Source organism: Pseudomonas fluorescens NCIMB 11764 (genome assembly GCF_000293885.2).
Taxonomy (GTDB): Bacteria; Pseudomonadota; Gammaproteobacteria; order Pseudomonadales; family Pseudomonadaceae; genus Aquipseudomonas; species Aquipseudomonas fluorescens_B.
Map to the genome: position 1 here is coordinate 3,880,380 of NZ_CP010945.1, position 15,237 is coordinate 3,895,616.

The window sequence follows — 15,237 nt, forward strand, 5'->3', positions numbered from 1 at the left end:
ATTCCTCACTGGTCAGCGAACTGCATTTCCGGAACGTGATCAGGCACGATCAGTTTACCGGCGGTCTTGGCGACGATTTCCTCGACGCTTACACCCGGCGCCCGTTCCTTGAGAATGAACGCGCCGTTTTCGATTTCAAGATACGCCAGGTCGGTCAGGACGCGCTTGATGCAACCGGCGCCGGTCAGCGGCAGGCTGCATTGGGACAAGAGCTTGGACTCACCGTCCTTGGACGCATGGGTCATGATAACGATGATGTTGTCTGCGCCGGCCACCAGGTCCATGGCGCCGCCCATGCCCTTGACCAGCTTGCCAGGGATCATCCACGAGGCGATGTTGCCTTGCACGTCGACTTCAAAGGCGCCCAGCACGGTCAGGTCGACATGACCACCGCGGATCATCGCGAAGGACTCGGCCGAGGAAAAGATCGACGCACCGATCCGCGCGGTCACGGTTTGTTTGCCGGCGTTGATCATGTCGGCGTCGATGGTTTCTTCAGTGGGGAAGGGACCCATGCCGAGCAGGCCGTTCTCCGACTGCAGCATGACTTCCATGCCTTCAGGAATGTAGTTGGCGACCAGGGTCGGAATGCCGATGCCCAGGTTCACGTAGAAGCCGTCCTGCATTTCGCGGGCGACGCGTTGAGCCATTTGTTCGCGGGAAAGTGCCATTGTTGTTATTCCTTCATTCGGTCCGGGGGCAGGGGATCACTTACGCACGGTGCGCTGTTCGATGCGCTTCTCGAACGTGCCGCAAATGACCCGGTCGACGTAGATGCCAGGGGTGTGGATCTGCGACGGTTCCAGCTCGCCGGGTTCGACGATTTCTTCGACTTCGACCACGGTGATCTTGCCGGCGGTGGCCGCCAGCGGGTTAAAGTTCTGGGCGGTGTGGCGATAGATGACGTTGCCGAAATGGTCGGCTTTCCAGCCTTTGACGATGGCGAAGTCACCGGTGATGGATTCTTCCATCAGGTACTTGCGACCATGGAACTCGCGCACTTCCTTGCCTTCGGCAACAGGTGTGCCGACACCGGTGGCGGTGAAGAAGGCCGGGATGCCGGCGCCGCCCGCGCGCATTTTTTCGGCGAGGGTGCCTTGGGGGGTCAGGACGACTTCGATTTCGCCTTTGAGCAATTGGTCTTCGAACAGTTTGTTCTCACCGACGTAGGAGGCCACTACTTTGCGGATCTGCCGGTCTTCCAGCAGGACACCGAGACCGAAACCGTCGACGCCGCAGTTGTTGGAGACCACGGTGAGGTCACGGGTGCCTTTGCGCTTGATCTCGGCGATCAGGTTTTCCGGAATGCCGCAGAGGCCAAAGCCACCCGCGATCACGGTCATGCCGTCTTCAAGACCTGCCAGAGCTTCCTCGTAGGAACTCACGCGCTTGTCGAAACCTGCCATATGCACCTCTTTTATTCTTTGTGGGCGGCTGGCTAGCCGTATGGGATGAAGTGTCTCGCTCGATGATTTATTTGTTAAGTTGATTTTTAAGGTTGATTGATAGATAAAACTCACCAATCCGTAGGAGCTGCCGGAGGCTGCGATCTTTTGATCTTCAGCGATTTCAGCATCGCCCAGTAAAAATCAAAAGATCGCAGCCTTCGGCCGCTCCTACAATACCTCGGAGATACCGCAGATGACCGTTAAGCAGATCCGCGCCTTTCTGGCCGTGGCCCAGAGCCTGAGCTTTGCCGTGGCCTGCGAGCGGTTGCACCTGTCGCAATCGGCCCTGAGCCTGACCATCAAGGCGCTGGAGGAGGGCCTGGGCGGACGGCTGTTTACGCGTAACACGCGCAATGTGGCGCTGACCGCTGAAGGTGAGTCGCTGGTGCCGTTGGCCCGTCGATTGATCGCCGACTGGGACAACGCCGAAGATGAGCTGCGCCAGCGTTTTACCCTGCAACGCGGACGGGTGACGCTGGCGGCGATGCCGTCGTTTGCCGGCAACCTGTTGCCGCCCATCCTCAAGACGTTTCGTGCGCGCTATCCGAAGGTCAACGTCACGGTGAATGACGTGATCAACGAACAGGTGCTGGAGATGGTGCGTGATCGGCAGGTCGAGCTGGGTGTGGCATTTGAGCCGACGCAGAGTTCGTCGCTGGCGTTCACGCCGCTGTACATCGACCGTTTCGTTGCGGTGGTGCCGTTTGATTCCGCGTTTGCTGAACGGGACGATATCGACTGGCAGACGTTGCTTGAACAACCGTTCATTACCTTGCAGCGACCGTCCACGGTACGGGTGATGCTGGAAGAGCACTTGCAGGCGCGAGGGATGAAGTTGCCGGTGGAGTTCGAAAGCCATCAGTTGGCGACGGTCGGAAGAATGGTTGCCAGCGGGCTTGGGGTGAGTGCGGTGCCGGCGTTGTGTGCCGGACAGATGCGCGAGTTGGGCGCGCGGTGCATCACGTTGCGCGACCCGATCGTGGAAAGGGCGATTGGTGTGCTGACCAAACCGGGGATTGAATTGTCGGCGGCGGCGCAGGCGTTGTTCGATATTTTGAAGGAGGAAAACCTGGGCCAACGGGTTTCCATGGACTGATCACCGTCCACCTGATGTGGGAGCCAGCCTGCTGGCGATAGCGGTGTGTCAGTGACCGTGAATGCTGGATGTGCTGACCCAATCGCCAGCAGGCTGGCTCCCACAGGGGGTAGTGGCGTCAGGTGGAGAGGCGTTGAGCCAGCAGCGGCAACAGCTGTTCGCAGGAGGCTTCAATCTTCAGGTCCAGGAGATCGTCCGCCCGTGTCTTCCCCAGGTTGATTGCCAGCAACGGCTTGCCCTGATCCGCCACTGCCCGGCACAAACGAAACGCCGAATACGCCATCAACGACGACCCGACCACCAGCAGGCCCGCGGCTTTCTCGACCGCCGCCATCGCTTTGGCTGCCGTCTGTTGCGCCACGTTCTCGCCAAAAAACACCACATCCGGTTTCATCCGTTCACCGGCGCAATGCGGGCATTGCGGCACCTGGAAGCGCGCCTCGAACGCCGAGTCGAGCAAGGTATCGCCATCCGGCGCCTGTACCGCGTCGACACCGGCCAGGTAAGGGTTCTGCGCTTCCATCAACTGCTGGATCGAGTCGCGTTCGCTGCGTTGCCCGCAATCCAGACACAACACCCGGTGCAGGCTGCCATGCAGTTCAATCACCTCGTGACTGCCGGCCTGATCGTGCAAGGTGTCAACATTCTGGGTAATCAATCCGCCGATCCGCCGAGTGCTTTGCAGACTGGCCAACGCCTCGTGCGCCACATTCGGTTGTGCCAGGCGCACCCGCGGCCAGCCGAGCATCGCCCGCGCCCAATAGCGGCGCCGGGATTCCGGGGCGGAGAGAAATTCCTGATACATCATCGGCTGCCGGCCACGCCGTATGCCCTGATTGTCGCGGTAGTCCGGAATGCCCGACGGGGTGCTGATGCCGGCACCGGTCAGGACCACAAACGGTTGGTCGGCCATGAGCTGCTGGAGCCGGTCGAGTTGTTCGCGGGTACGGCTGTCGAGCATGTTCAACACTCCGATGGGCCTGTAGGCGCTGCCGAAGGCTGCGATCTTTTGATCTTCAGCGATTTCAGCATCGACCAATAAAATCCAAAGATCGCAGCCTTCGGCAGCTCCTACAGTAATCGGTTCGCAGTCCGCGGTCACCGGTGCTTATTTACGCGCTTCCAGAATCAGGTTGAACGGCGTTTCCGTGGCTCGACGGAATGTCTTGAATCCGGCCTCGGTAAACACTTTGCGCAGCCGCGCCTCACCCGCCTGGGCGCCGAGCCCGAGCCCGACTTCCTGGGACAGGGAGTTCGGCGTACAGATGAAGGTCGAAGCCGCGTAGAACAACCGGCCGACCGGGGTGACGTTGTCGTCGAGCTTGTCATTGGCGAACGGTTCCACCAGCAGCACCGTACCGTCGGGTTTCAGCGAGTCATACGCGTGCCTGGCTGCACCCACCGGATCGCCCATGTCGTGCAGGCAGTCGAAATAGCAGACCAGGTCGTAGTCATCACCCGGATAGCTTTTCGCCGTGCCCTGGAAGAACCGCGCCCGGCCGGCCACGCCGCCTTCTTCAGCACGCTGGGTGGCGACGGTGACGGACGGGGCGTGGTAGTCGAAGCCAACGAACCGCGAATCCGGGAACGCCTGGGCCATGATCACCGTGGAGGCGCCATGGCCGCAGCCGATGTCGGCGACTTTGGCGCCCGCTTCGAGTTTGGCGACGACGCCGTCTAGGGCCGGTAGCCATTCGGTGATCAAGTGCGCTTTGTAGCCGGGGCGGAAGAATCGCTCTGTGCCGCTGAACATGCACGGATGGTGATCGCCCCAGGCCAGGGCCCCGTTGCCGCGCATGGCGTTGACCAGTTTGTCCTTGTCATGGAAAAACGACGCGACCACCCCGACACCACCGGCGATGTAGACCGGCGAATCTTCGATGGCCAGGGCCAGGGCTTGTTCTTCGGGCAGACGGAACTGGCCGTCGCTGTGTTCCATATAGCCGGAAGCGGCGTGGGCGCTGAGCCATTCGCGCAGCAGACGGGGGTTGCAGCCGGTCTTGTCGGCAAGTGCTTCAGGGGTGATTGGCTGGCTGTCGGCCATGGCCCGGTACAGGCCGAGCTCTTCGCCGAGGATGACGTTGGCGAGCATGGCCGCACCGCCCATGTCGTTCACCAGTTTGCCCATGAAATCGTTGAGTCTGGCCTCGTCCATCATGTGTGCTCCTTCAGCAGGATCACGGTCCAGAGGCATTGTTTTCGAGGCGTTCAGCTCTGGGCGGTGGTCGTGGGAATGAACAGGACAATAACCGCGTCCTGGGTGCTCTAAGTTTAGTCCGGTGGTTGTGGGCCGCCGGCCGCAGCGACGAAAGCCCATCCTCCAGACACCCCCAATCCCCTGTGGGAACCCCCAGGGGATTGGGGGTGTGTATCTCACTGTATCTAAACACCACCCCGACACATTCCAGTTCATTCCCCGCCACTGCCGAACACAGCCCAGATACAAACCTGCGATGAACTGCATAGGCCGCTTGGCGCCCTATACACCGTGAAGGGGACAACAATGACCATGCTCCTGCCTGAAACCGACCTGAATTCCACCCCCGTCGATCGCCTGCGCGTCGACCAATACACCAACGGCCTCATCGGCCCGAGCCAGCCGATGCTCGGCCCATTGGCCGACGGTGGCACCCTGATCACCGGCACGCCGCCGGGCTGTTGGGGGCCGATGATTACGCCAGCCTTCGAGGGCGGCCATGAAGTCACTCAACCGGTGGCCATCGCCGGTGCCGAAATCGGCGATGCCGTGGCGATCAAGATCAAAAGCATGCGCGTCACGTCGCTGGCCACCTCGTCCGGGGTGATGAGTTTTGTCGAAGGCCGATACAACGGCGACCCGTTCGTTTCGAAATTCTGCAGCAAATGCGGCACCGAACACCCGGCCAGCCACGTCGAAGGCATCGGCGAGGATTCGATTCGCTGCAACAACTGTGGCGCCGAGGTCAGCGCGTTCCGTTTCAGCCACGGTTACGTGATCGTGTTCGATGCGCAGAACCAGGTCAGCCTGACCGTCAATCAGGACATCGCCAATCAACTGGCCGGTAACGCCTCCGAAATGTCGGCGCTGCCGGAATTCGCCGCCCAGCATTCGATCCTGTCCCTGGCCCGCGCTGACATTCCCGGCGTCGCCGCGCACATGCGGCCGTTCCTCGGCAACATCGGCACCACGCCGTCGCGGGACTTGCCGGACTCGCACAACTGCGCCGATTTCGGCCAGTACCTGATCGGCGCGCCGCACCGTTTCGGCATGACCCGCGAAGAACTCCACGCGGCCAAGACCGACGGTCACATGGACACCAACTCGATCCGCGAAGGCTGCGTGCTGATCTGCCCGGTGAAAGTCCCGGGTGCCGGCGTGTACATGGGCGACATGCATGCCCAGCAGGGCAACGGCGAAATCGCCGGGCACGCCACCGACTGCTCCGGGGAAACCGAAGTGCAGGTCGAAGTGATCAAGAACCTGACCCTGGAAGGGCCGATCCTCCTGCAGAACCTCGACGATCTGCCGCCGATGGCCCGGCCGATGAATGCCCGGCAGCGGCAGAAAGTCCGTGAGCTGGGCGAGCGCTGGGGTCAGCATGACATCGAAGAGAGCGGCCCGATCACCTTCATCGGCAGTGGCGAAAACCTTAACGTGGCGGTGGAAAACGGCCTGAAACGCGCCGCCTCGGTCACCGGCCTGCCGTATGACGAAGTACTCAACCGCGCGACCATCACCGGTTCCATCGACATCAGCCGCTTGCCGGGCACTGTGCGCGTGACGTTCCTGTGCCCGATGCCGGTGCTGGATCGCATGGGCATTGGCCATCTGGTTCGCGAGAAATACGACCTGGCGTAACGCCACCGGCGGGTCTGTACCGAAGTGTGTACAGACCCGCCGGCGATACAACCGCTGCGATTTTCTGCCGGAACGGAACACAGGCCCGATACACCGCTTCGGTTAACTGTGATTCTGTTCTGGCAACCCCTGAGATCGACATCATGCAGACTTCCCTCACATCAACGAAGGCCACCGTCGGACTTGGCCTGCGTCGCGGTTTAATGAAGGACCTCCAGGCCGCCCCGGTGGGCGATTTCGACTTCCTGGAAGTCGCGCCGGAGAACTGGATCGGCATCGGCGGCGCCCATGGCGCGGCGTTGCGCGCCCTGGCCGAGCGGTATCCGTTGTCCTGTCACGGTCTGTCGCTGTCACTGGGCGGGCCGGCGCCGCTGGACGTCGGGTTTTTGCAGGAAGTCCGGGGTTTTCTTGATCAATACAACGTGCCGCTGTACAGCGAACACCTGAGCTACTGCAGCGATGACGGCCACCTTTACGACCTGTTGCCGCTGCCCTTTACCGAAGAAGCGGTGCATCACGTCGCCGCGCGCATTCGCCAGTCCCAAGACATCCTCGGTCGGCGCCTGGCGGTGGAAAATGTCTCTTACTACGCCGCGCCACAGCAAGACATGGACGAGCTGACGTTCACCAATGCGGTGCTGCGCGAAGCCGATTGCGACCTGTTGCTGGACGTCAACAATGTGTACGTCAACTCGATCAACCACGGTTTCGATCCGCAGACCTTTCTGGCCGGCATCGATTCGGGGCGGGTGGTGGCGATGCACATAGCCGGGCATTTCGATGAGTCCGATACCTTGAAAATCGACACCCATGGCGCCTCGGTGAAGCCAGTGGTCTGGTCGTTGCTGGCCGAGGCCTATGCCCGGTTCGGCGCGCAACCGACGTTGCTGGAGCGGGATTTCAATTTCCCTGCGTTCTCTGAATTGGTCGCCGAATTGCGAACCATCCGCCGCTTGCAGGCCAAGGGGATGAACCGTGGATAAACCCACCCTGTTTCAACAGCAGAACACCCTGGGTCTTTACCTGCGCGACCCGGAACACTGCGCGCCACCGGCCGGGATGGATGTGGCGCGGGCGCAGGTTTACCGCGACTTGATTTTCAACAACCTGTCGATGCTGCTCAGCGGCACTTTTCCGGTGTTGATCAAGATTCTGGGTGATGAGCACTGGCGTTCGCTGATGCGGATCTTCCTGCGGGACTACCGCGCGCACACGCCGAAATTCGGTGAGATCGCCCAGGAATTCGTCGAGTTTCTTGCCGCACAGCCGCCGGCGTTGAACGACGGGCCGTGGCCGCCTTTCATGGTGGAGCTGGCGCATTACGAGTGGGTCGAGATGGCGTTGCAGCAGTCCGAGGCCGAGCCGTTACCGGCGAGCGACGCCGGGGCGCTGCTGGATCGACCGTTGCGGATTTCGCCGCTGGCCTGGCCGTTGGCGTATGCCTGGCCGGTGCATTTGGTCGGACCGGATTATCAACCGGACGCTGTACCGGCCGAGCCGACGTTGCTGCTGGTGCGGCGGGTTGAGGACTGGAGTGTGAAGTTTTCCGCGCTGAGCCCCTTGGCGTGGCGGTTGTTGCAACGCATTGGAGAGTTTCCCGAACTGAACGGGCGGGCGCAGCTGGAGGGATTGGCCGTCGAGGCAGGAACCACCGGATCGCAGGACTTCATCGACAGCGGGACGGCGTTGTTGCGGCAGATGCAGGGAGAAGGGGTGGTTGGCGTAATTGCCTGACCAAACACAATCCTCCAAGCACCCGATAACCCTGTGGGAGCGGGCAAGCCCGCTCCCACAGGGAATGGGGAATGCCCGTTATTTACTGGGCCGAAAAGAAATACCGCGTCAGGTGAAAGAAGATCGGCGCCGCGAAGCAGATCGAGTCCATCCGGTCGAGCATGCCGCCGTGGCCCTTGATCATGGTGCCCCAATCCTTGGCGCTGAGGCTGCGCTTGATCGCCGACATCACCAGCCCGCCGAGGAAACCCATCACCACGATGACGAATGACATCATCAGCGACTGCCAGAAACTGAACGGCGTCATCCAGAACATGCAGCCGCCAATCAGCGTGGCAGACAAACCGCCACCTACCAGGCCTTCCACGGTTTTCGACGGACTCACCAGCGGCGCAACCTTGTGCTTGCCGAAGAGCTTCCCGAAGACGTATTGCAACACGTCACTCAACTGAACGACGAACACCAGATAGAACAGCAGCAACGCGTTCTGGCCCTGGAAACCTTCCAGGTCGAGCAACAACAGCGCAGGCGCGTGGCTGATGCAATAGATGCAAATCATCACGCCCCACTGGATCTTCGCGGTTCTTTCCAGAAAGCCTTCGGTGTCCTGGCTCAGCACCGCAATCGCCGGCAGCAGCAGGAAGGCGTACACCGGAATCAGCAGCGTGAACATCGAATACCAATGGGTGCCGATCAGCACGTATTGCAGCGGAATCAGGATGAAAAATGCCGAGAACAGTGCGTTGTGATCGCCCCGGGTGGTGGGTGTCAGGGTAATGAATTCCCGCAGCGCAAACAGCGAAATGAAGCCAAACAGGATGACCGTTGCGTTACCGCCCAACTGGTAGGAAACGAAGAAGATGATCACCATCCCCCACCAGGCATTCACGCGCTGGTTGAGGTTTTCGATGGTCGAGATCGAGCTTTCCGTTTTGGCCCGTCGGGCCAGCAGTCGGCCAATGAGCGAAGCCACGGCCAGCAGGCAGGCGATCGCAAAAAAGAACCACAAGAACTTTGCTTCAAGACTCATTTCGACAGCCTCACAATGGCGTCACGCGCCCGCTCCAGGAACACCTGTTTTTCCTCGCCGGCAACCCTCTCCAGCGGATTTCCGATGCGGATCGTGCAGATAATCGGCAGCGGCACGTGTTTGCCTTTGGGCATGGAGCGATGCAGGTTTTCCAGGTAGATGGGCACCAGGTCGACATCGGGGAAGGCCTCGCTCAATCGATACAGACCCGATTTGAACTCACCGGGCAATGCCTGGCTGGACCGGGTGCCTTCCGGGAAGATGATGATCGAATGGCCGGCGCGCACCACATCGAAAATCGGCTCCAGCACGTTCACACCGGGCGCCGGGTTACGTTCGATCAGGACCGCATTCAAGCCTTTCTGCGAGATGTACGACAGAAACCGGTTCTTTCCCCAGTAATCGGCGGCGGCCACCGGCTTCACATTCACCCGGGCTTCGGGGGGCAGGGCGGCGATGATGGCGAGGGTGTCCATGTGGCTGGTGTGATTGGCGAAATAGATGCGCTGGCGTGAAAGATCCGGCGGGCTTTCCCACCTCGCCGTGACGCCGATGAGAAAACGAAGCACCGAAATCAACGCATTACTGATCCACATGGGCGGCACCTTTGAGCTGCTTGGAAATGTCCAGCGTGCGCGTGACGCAGGTAGCAACGGAGCCGATGGCGATGATGGCCAGCGCAATCAACAGCACGTAATGACTGCCATAAACGCTCGCTTCGACAGCGTTCAGCAAAAGCCCCGCCGTCATCACCGCCATCCGGTGTTGCTTGGCCATCGGGCCGATGAAACTCTGCTTGAGACCGATCGAACCGCCAAACACCCTGACATACGCCGTCAGCGCCGCGGCCAGCGCGGCAAACCAGCCAAGGTCCGGATAGCCGATGGCATATCCCAGCCCGACAATCAGCAGGCTGTCGGCAATCCGGTCGGGGAATTCGTTGTAGAGGCTGCCGATGTCGGATTTCTTGCCGCCTTCAATCGCGACCATTCCGTCGAAGAGGTTGCACAGCAGGCGCAGCTGAATGCCGATTGCGCAGAGGATTGAGCCGGCAATGCCGTTATCGATGTTGAGCGCCACGATGCCAACGAGCGCGAAGGCGATGCTGGCCACGGAGATCTGATTGGGGGAGAGGTCTCTTTTCACCAACGTGTCGGTGATGCGTTTGGCCCATCCCGCAGAACGCGTCTTGATGGGTCTTCTGTTTTCATCCATTAGCCAATGTCCATATCAATGATGAGGTACTGCCGAGTACAGCACAGCGGCGATTCACCGACTGCGCCCGACAATATAAAGGCTTTCCTTCGCCCTTGTGTCTGTTTACTGACTGACAGGTCGAGTCGGCAACTTCAACTCTGCACACAAACCGCCGCCCTCGCGGTTGCTCAAGGTCAGGGAGCCGCCGATGGCCAGTGCCAGTTGCTGGGCAATCGCCAGGCCCAGGCCGGTCCCGCCGGTGCTGCGGTTACGCGAGTTTTCCACGCGGTAGAACGGCTCCATCACGTGGGCCAGTTCTTCTTCGGCAATCCCGGGGCCGCGATCCATCACCTTCAACGACAAACTGCCGCCGGGTTTCGACTCCACCCGCAATTCAGCCGCGCCAGCGAATTTGAGCGCGTTGTCCGTGAGGTTCACCAGCACACGTCGCAATGCATGCGGCCGGATATCAATGACCGCTTCACTTTTTCCACTGAGCTGTACGTCTTTGCCCACGTCCTGATAGTCGAACACCAGGCTGTCGAGGAACGAATCCAGATCGGTGCGGCGGTTCTCTTCGGTGGCGCCATGGACGCTGCGGGCATAGGCCACACCTTCACGCACCAGGTGCTCCATTTCGCCGAGATCGTTCCACAGTTTGTCTTTTTCGCTGCAGTCGTCCATGAGTTCGGCGCGCAGTTTCATGCGCGTGATCGGCGTTTGCAGGTCGTGGGAAATCGCTGCCAGCAGTTGCATGCGTTCTTTCAGATAGGCCGCGATGCGCGCCTGCATGGCGTTGAAGGCCATGGCGGCATGGGCGACTTCGGTCGGGCCTTTTTCATCCAGGTGCACGGCGTGGGTGTTGGGGTCCAGCGTTTCTACCGCCTGCGCGAGGCGGGTGAGGGGGCGGATGGCGATTCGCACGGCCAGCCAGGTGCAGAGGATCATCAGCAACAGTTGGCCCAGCAGAACGATGGGCAACCAGGGCGACAGCGGCACCATCGTCGGGATCACGTCGATGGTCACCGGGCTGCCATCGGCCAGTTTCAGATGGACCTGGAAGTGTTTTACCGGGCCGGGAATGTCGGTCATGGTCATTGGGTAGTCCTTGCCGATGGCGTCCTTGATCGACGTCATTGCAATCGGCGTGTCGCTCATGGCCGTACCCGGTGAGCCTTCATTCAGCAAGTAGCGGTAGTTACGGCGATTCAGCTGTTTCAACCAACTCATGCGTTCTTCGGCCGGCAAGCGGTCGAGGATGGCAATGGAGGTCGAAACGTCGGTTTCCAGATTGCCGAGCATGGTGTTTTTCGAGCTTTCGTAACGCTCGTAATACTGCGCGCCGAACGACAGTGCCTGCGCCAGAATCAGACCGATCAGAAAGATCAGCGACAGCCGCGAGGCGAGGGTGCGAGGCCAGCGCAGAGAGTATTTCATGATGGCGCACCGAGGACTTCGACCGGCAGGGAAAACACATAGCCCTCACTGCGCACGGTCTTGATGTAGGCCGGTTCCCGTGCATCGTCGAGCAAGCGCTGACGCAAGCGGCTGACCAGCAAGTCGATGGAGCGGTCGAACAGGTCAGCGTCGCGGCCCTGGGTCAGGTTCAGCAACTGGTCACGATTGAGCACGCGCTGAGGATGGTCGAGGAATACCCGCAGCAACCGATACTCCGCGCCGCTGAGGGCGACCATGGTGCCGTCGTCATCGAGCAAGTGGCGGGCGGAGGTGTCGAGGCGCCAGCGACCGAAGGCCAGCAGGCGCCCGCTTTCGGTGACCACCAGGTTCGGCGGCAGCATCCGCGTACGGCGCAACACCGCATTGATCCGCGCCAGCAATTCACGGGCGGCGAACGGCTTGACCAGATAGTCGTCGGCGCCCATTTCGAGGCCGATGATGCGGTCGGTTTCATCGTTGCGGGCGGTGAGCATCAATACCGGGGTGGCCTTGTGCTTGCCGGCGCGGATCTCGCGGCACAGCATCAGGCCATCGTCGCCCGGCATCATGATGTCGAGCACGATCAGGTCCACCGGCGTGGACTCCAGGAACGCGCGCATCTGTCGGCCGTCAGCGACAACGGTGGTGCGCAGGCCGTTCTTCTTCAGGTAGTTGCCTACCAGCTCTCGAATCTCGCGGTCATCGTCCACGATGAGAATGTGATCGACGTGTTCCATGGGACCAAGCCTCTGAAAATGGGGGATGACGCACAGTCTATCGAGCCTTTGCCCATTCGCCCGCCACCTTTTGTATTGCAGTGTATCTGGTGTATCGGCGGATACACGCAGACGCAAAAACGCTGGATTTCAGGGGGTTTGTATCGCTGTGTATCCGCAGGCCCCTTTGATACGTACCGATTTACAGGCGCCGGTTTTCGACACAGACGAGATACCTCGCAGGCTTCTAATAGGTTCCATCGAGGCAAACCCAACCGCCTCGGCTCAATTGAACGACCTACTTATTGAAGCCTTGAGGAAACCACCATGAATACCAAAGCCATCTACGCCGCTTGCCTGTTTGCCGCCCTGAACATCTGCACCCTGTCGGCCCGTGCCGAAGCAGACGTCACCGCCAAGACCTACTCCTACGGCACGCACCTGGACATCAAGAAAGTGGTGTCGCTGAAACAGGATGCCTCGAATTCCTGCGGGATTGTGGACGCCCAGCTGACTTACCTGGATTCCCAGAACAAGACCCAGGTCCTGGACTACCGCAAATTTGCTGACTGCGACTCGGACAACTGAGTCCTTCGTTGACTGATTGCCAATCCCCTTCGATACAGGAAAACCATCATGAAAAACGTAACCCGCTACTTGACCGCCGCCGCCTTCGCCCTTGCCGGCGCCGCCGCCCACGCCAACACCGCCGTTGAACAAAGCACCTGCGGCAGCAGCACCTGCTTCCAGCTGACCCCGGTGAACGAGCAGGGCGCCAACGCCTTCCTGGCACAGGATGGCTCCAGCCGTACACCGCAAGGGCAGTTGTTGGCCGAGAACGGCAGCAGCCGCACGCCACAAGGTCAGTTGCTGGATGAGCAGACGGCCTGAGGCCGGACAGTGTTTCAGTCATCACCCCTGATCCCATGTGCGAGCGGGCAAGCCTGCTCCCACAGGTCATGGGTGGTGCGTCGCCCTCCATCATTTCAAGGTGATTCTCATGTTTCTCATCGCTTTCCTGGGCGGCATATTGACCGTCCTCAGCCCCTGCATCCTCCCGGTCGTACCGTTTCTGTTCGCCGGCGTTGACCGCACTCGCTCGTCGATCCTGCTCACCCTCGGCGGCATGGTCCTGACTTTCGCCCTGATCTCCAGCCTGGCCGTGGTCAGCAGCGAATGGGTGGTACAAGCCAACAACACCGGTCGTCATGTGGCTCTGGTCGTGATGGGTCTGTTCGCCCTGTCGCTGATATCTGCACGGGTCGGTGGCTGGCTGGCTCGCCCGTTGGTCCTGCTGGGCAACCGCCTCGACCCGGAAACCCGGAAAATGTCCGGGCCTTTGGGGTCGGTGATGATCGGTGTCGCGACAGGTCTGCTCTGGGCACCGTGCGCCGGGCCGATCCTCGGGGTGATCCTCACTGGTGCGATGCTGCAAGGCGCCAATGCGCAAACCAGTCTGTTGCTGGTGGCGTACGGCCTGGGCAGCGCGTTGTCCCTGGGCACCCTGATTTTCGCCGGTCGCGGCCTGGTCAATCGCTTGAAAGCATCGATTCCGGTCACCGGTTGGTTGCGTAAGGGGGCCGGGGTTGCGGTACTGGCCGCCGCGGTGGTGATTTCCACCGGCGCCGACAAGACTCTGCTCGCTGGCACCTCGTCCGAAGGCGTCAGTACCCTGGAGAAAGGTGTGTTGGAAAGCGTACCGAAAGTGGTGGATTACCTGGTCAGCAAGGTCAAGGCCGACACGACCATGGATAACGCCCAAGGCGCCATGCCGTCGCTGTCCGGCGCCGTCGAATGGATCAACTCGCCAGCCCTGACCAATGACTCGCTCAAAGGCAAGGTGGTGCTGGTGGACTTCTGGACCTACGACTGCATCAACTGCCAGCACACCCTGCCTTACGTGAAAGACTGGGCGAAGAAATACGAGAAGGATGGCCTGGTGGTGATCGGCGTCCATACCCCGGAGTACGGCTTCGAACGCATCATCGGCAACGTCAAGGATCAAGTGAAGAAGCTCGGTATCACCTACCCGGTGGCCATCGACAACAACTACGCGATCTGGCGCAACTTCGACAACCAGTACTGGCCCGCTCACTACCTGATCGATGCCAAGGGTCAGGTGCGTTTCACCCACTTCGGTGAAGGTCGCTACGAGACTCAGGAGAAGATGATCCAACAGTTGCTGGAAGAGGCCAAGGCAGACGCCAAGGCCGCCACCGCACCCGCGGCGTAAGCCTGAACATCAATGGCTCACAGGTCTCGCACCATGAGCCATTGTTCTTTGTCCCACGCCCGAAAAGATTCCAGCTCCGTCCAGCCACGCTTGGCGTAGTAGTCGCGTTTATCCTGGGTGTGCAGATAAATCCTCGTTACACCGCTGGCCCTCGCTTCCTCGCAGATCCCCTCGATCAATCGCTCCGCCAGACCCTTCCCGCGCGCTTCAGGCGTGATGAAGACGCAGGCCAGCCACGGCCCCAGATCCGGGCGATGGGCCAGATCCGCTCTGGCCAACGCTGCGCCACCCTTCAATTGATTCCCCTCCAGCGCAATCAGGCATTTCCAGTGGCCGTTCAGTTGGCCTTCGGCAAACTCCTGTTGCCAGTCGGTCAGGGGTTGGTCGGCGTATTCGTAGTGGAATTGCCGATGAATCCAGGCCGCGAAGGTGTCGCTGTGCTGCGGATGGGCGGCGAGCCAGTCCAGTTGAGGTGTCATGGTTGAATCCTTTCAAAAGTCGGTGGCCC

At 60.6% G+C, this 15,237-nt stretch carries 17 protein-coding genes; 7 read left to right on the forward strand and 10 right to left on the reverse strand.

Annotation, left to right across the window (positions count from 1 at the left end; translation table 11 throughout):
• Positions 1–5: 5 nt before the first annotated feature.
• Together B723_RS17900 and B723_RS17905 are read right to left on the reverse strand one after the other, a co-directional pair.
• Positions 6–671 (reverse strand): CoA transferase subunit B, encoded by a 666-nt coding sequence (locus B723_RS17900; protein ID WP_017338016.1) that lies wholly within the window; start codon positions 669–671, stop codon positions 6–8.
• 36 nt (positions 672–707) lie between these two features.
• Positions 708–1,406 (reverse strand): CoA transferase subunit A, encoded by a 699-nt coding sequence (locus tag B723_RS17905; protein WP_017338017.1) that lies wholly within the window; start codon positions 1,404–1,406, stop codon positions 708–710.
• Between the two features lie 235 nt (positions 1,407–1,641).
• Here B723_RS17905 and B723_RS17910 point away from each other — a divergent pair, with 235 nt between their 5' ends.
• Positions 1,642–2,544 carry a LysR family transcriptional regulator gene (locus B723_RS17910; protein ID WP_017338018.1) on the forward strand — a complete coding sequence of 301 codons (903 nt, stop codon included), beginning with the start codon at positions 1,642–1,644 and terminating at the stop codon, positions 2,542–2,544.
• 118 nt (positions 2,545–2,662) lie between these two features.
• On the opposite strand, the gene B723_RS17915 is transcribed toward B723_RS17910, so the two are convergent.
• Positions 2,663–3,505, reverse strand: coding sequence for an NAD-dependent protein deacetylase (locus B723_RS17915; protein WP_031318725.1), 843 nt, complete (start codon positions 3,503–3,505; stop codon positions 2,663–2,665).
• Between the two features lie 147 nt (positions 3,506–3,652).
• Positions 3,653–4,699, reverse strand: a complete 1,047-nt coding sequence (locus B723_RS17920; RefSeq protein WP_031318726.1) for a class I SAM-dependent methyltransferase — start codon at positions 4,697–4,699, stop codon at positions 3,653–3,655.
• A gap of 348 nt (positions 4,700–5,047) precedes the next feature.
• On the opposite strand from B723_RS17920, the gene B723_RS17925 reads away from it, so the two are divergent.
• From B723_RS17925 to B723_RS17935, 3 genes are all read left to right on the forward strand, one after another.
• On the forward strand, positions 5,048–6,382 hold the full coding sequence (locus B723_RS17925) for an acetamidase/formamidase family protein (RefSeq protein ID WP_017338021.1): 1,335 nt from the start codon (positions 5,048–5,050) through the stop codon (positions 6,380–6,382).
• 143 nt (positions 6,383–6,525) lie between these two features.
• On the forward strand, positions 6,526–7,365 hold the full coding sequence (locus B723_RS17930) for a DUF692 domain-containing protein (protein WP_031318727.1): 840 nt from the start codon (positions 6,526–6,528) through the stop codon (positions 7,363–7,365).
• On the forward strand, positions 7,358–8,116 hold the full coding sequence (locus B723_RS17935; RefSeq protein WP_017338023.1) for a DNA-binding domain-containing protein: 759 nt from the start codon (positions 7,358–7,360) through the stop codon (positions 8,114–8,116). The genes B723_RS17930 and B723_RS17935 overlap by 8 nt, the downstream gene beginning before the upstream one ends.
• Before the next feature lie 82 nt (positions 8,117–8,198).
• Here B723_RS17935 and B723_RS17940 read toward each other — a convergent pair whose 3' ends face one another.
• The 5 genes from B723_RS17940 to B723_RS17960 all read right to left on the reverse strand — a co-directional run bounded on the left by B723_RS17940 (position 8,199) and on the right by B723_RS17960 (position 12,517).
• Positions 8,199–9,146, reverse strand: coding sequence for a phosphatidate cytidylyltransferase (locus B723_RS17940; RefSeq protein WP_017338024.1), 948 nt, complete (start codon positions 9,144–9,146; stop codon positions 8,199–8,201).
• On the reverse strand, positions 9,143–9,742 hold the full coding sequence (locus B723_RS17945; protein WP_017338025.1) for a lysophospholipid acyltransferase family protein: 600 nt from the start codon (positions 9,740–9,742) through the stop codon (positions 9,143–9,145). The genes B723_RS17940 and B723_RS17945 overlap by 4 nt, the downstream gene beginning before the upstream one ends.
• Positions 9,729–10,361, reverse strand: coding sequence for a CDP-alcohol phosphatidyltransferase family protein (locus tag B723_RS17950; protein WP_017338026.1), 633 nt, complete (start codon positions 10,359–10,361; stop codon positions 9,729–9,731). The genes B723_RS17945 and B723_RS17950 overlap by 14 nt, the downstream gene beginning before the upstream one ends.
• A gap of 105 nt (positions 10,362–10,466) precedes the next feature.
• Complete coding sequence (locus B723_RS17955; RefSeq protein WP_017338027.1) at positions 10,467–11,780, reverse strand: ATP-binding protein; 1,314 nt, start codon at positions 11,778–11,780, stop codon at positions 10,467–10,469.
• Positions 11,777–12,517, reverse strand: a complete 741-nt coding sequence (locus B723_RS17960; protein WP_017338028.1) for a response regulator — start codon at positions 12,515–12,517, stop codon at positions 11,777–11,779. The genes B723_RS17955 and B723_RS17960 overlap by 4 nt, the downstream gene beginning before the upstream one ends.
• A gap of 306 nt (positions 12,518–12,823) precedes the next feature.
• On the opposite strand from B723_RS17960, the gene B723_RS17965 reads away from it, so the two are divergent.
• From B723_RS17965 to B723_RS17975, 3 genes are all read left to right on the forward strand, one after another.
• Positions 12,824–13,084, forward strand: a complete 261-nt coding sequence (locus tag B723_RS17965) for a DUF2790 domain-containing protein (protein ID WP_017338029.1) — start codon at positions 12,824–12,826, stop codon at positions 13,082–13,084.
• 48 nt (positions 13,085–13,132) lie between these two features.
• Positions 13,133–13,387, forward strand: a complete 255-nt coding sequence (locus B723_RS17970) for a hypothetical protein (RefSeq protein ID WP_017338030.1) — start codon at positions 13,133–13,135, stop codon at positions 13,385–13,387.
• 109 nt (positions 13,388–13,496) lie between these two features.
• Positions 13,497–14,729, forward strand: coding sequence for a cytochrome c biogenesis protein DipZ (locus tag B723_RS17975; RefSeq protein WP_017338031.1), 1,233 nt, complete (start codon positions 13,497–13,499; stop codon positions 14,727–14,729).
• Between the two features lie 17 nt (positions 14,730–14,746).
• On the opposite strand, the gene B723_RS17980 is transcribed toward B723_RS17975, so the two are convergent.
• Positions 14,747–15,208 (reverse strand): GNAT family N-acetyltransferase, encoded by a 462-nt coding sequence (locus tag B723_RS17980; protein ID WP_017338032.1) that lies wholly within the window; start codon positions 15,206–15,208, stop codon positions 14,747–14,749.
• Positions 15,209–15,237 lie beyond the last annotated feature (29 nt).

Excerpts from the sequence above, each read along its gene's own strand:
- B723_RS17910 (WP_017338018.1), top strand. The coding sequence starts at position 1,642 with ATGACCGTTAAGCAGATCCGCGCCTTTCTGGCCGTGGCCCAGAGCCTG.
- B723_RS17940 (WP_017338024.1), bottom strand. The coding sequence starts at position 9,146 with ATGAGTCTTGAAGCAAAGTTCTTGTGGTTCTTTTTTGCGATCGCCTGC.
- B723_RS17915 (WP_031318725.1), bottom strand. The coding sequence starts at position 3,505 with ATGCTCGACAGCCGTACCCGCGAACAACTCGACCGGCTCCAGCAGCTC.
- B723_RS17980 (WP_017338032.1), bottom strand. The coding sequence starts at position 15,208 with ATGACACCTCAACTGGACTGGCTCGCCGCCCATCCGCAGCACAGCGAC.
- B723_RS17920 (WP_031318726.1), bottom strand. The coding sequence starts at position 4,699 with ATGGACGAGGCCAGACTCAACGATTTCATGGGCAAACTGGTGAACGAC.
- B723_RS17975 (WP_017338031.1), top strand. The coding sequence starts at position 13,497 with ATGTTTCTCATCGCTTTCCTGGGCGGCATATTGACCGTCCTCAGCCCC.
- B723_RS17950 (WP_017338026.1), bottom strand. The coding sequence starts at position 10,361 with ATGGATGAAAACAGAAGACCCATCAAGACGCGTTCTGCGGGATGGGCC.
- B723_RS17930 (WP_031318727.1), top strand. The coding sequence starts at position 6,526 with ATGCAGACTTCCCTCACATCAACGAAGGCCACCGTCGGACTTGGCCTG.
- B723_RS17905 (WP_017338017.1), bottom strand. The coding sequence starts at position 1,406 with ATGGCAGGTTTCGACAAGCGCGTGAGTTCCTACGAGGAAGCTCTGGCA.
- B723_RS17965 (WP_017338029.1), top strand. The coding sequence starts at position 12,824 with ATGAATACCAAAGCCATCTACGCCGCTTGCCTGTTTGCCGCCCTGAAC.
- B723_RS17955 (WP_017338027.1), bottom strand. The coding sequence starts at position 11,780 with ATGAAATACTCTCTGCGCTGGCCTCGCACCCTCGCCTCGCGGCTGTCG.
- B723_RS17945 (WP_017338025.1), bottom strand. The coding sequence starts at position 9,742 with ATGTGGATCAGTAATGCGTTGATTTCGGTGCTTCGTTTTCTCATCGGC.
- B723_RS17970 (WP_017338030.1), top strand. The coding sequence starts at position 13,133 with ATGAAAAACGTAACCCGCTACTTGACCGCCGCCGCCTTCGCCCTTGCC.
- B723_RS17900 (WP_017338016.1), bottom strand. The coding sequence starts at position 671 with ATGGCACTTTCCCGCGAACAAATGGCTCAACGCGTCGCCCGCGAAATG.
- B723_RS17925 (WP_017338021.1), top strand. The coding sequence starts at position 5,048 with ATGACCATGCTCCTGCCTGAAACCGACCTGAATTCCACCCCCGTCGAT.
- B723_RS17960 (WP_017338028.1), bottom strand. The coding sequence starts at position 12,517 with ATGGAACACGTCGATCACATTCTCATCGTGGACGATGACCGCGAGATT.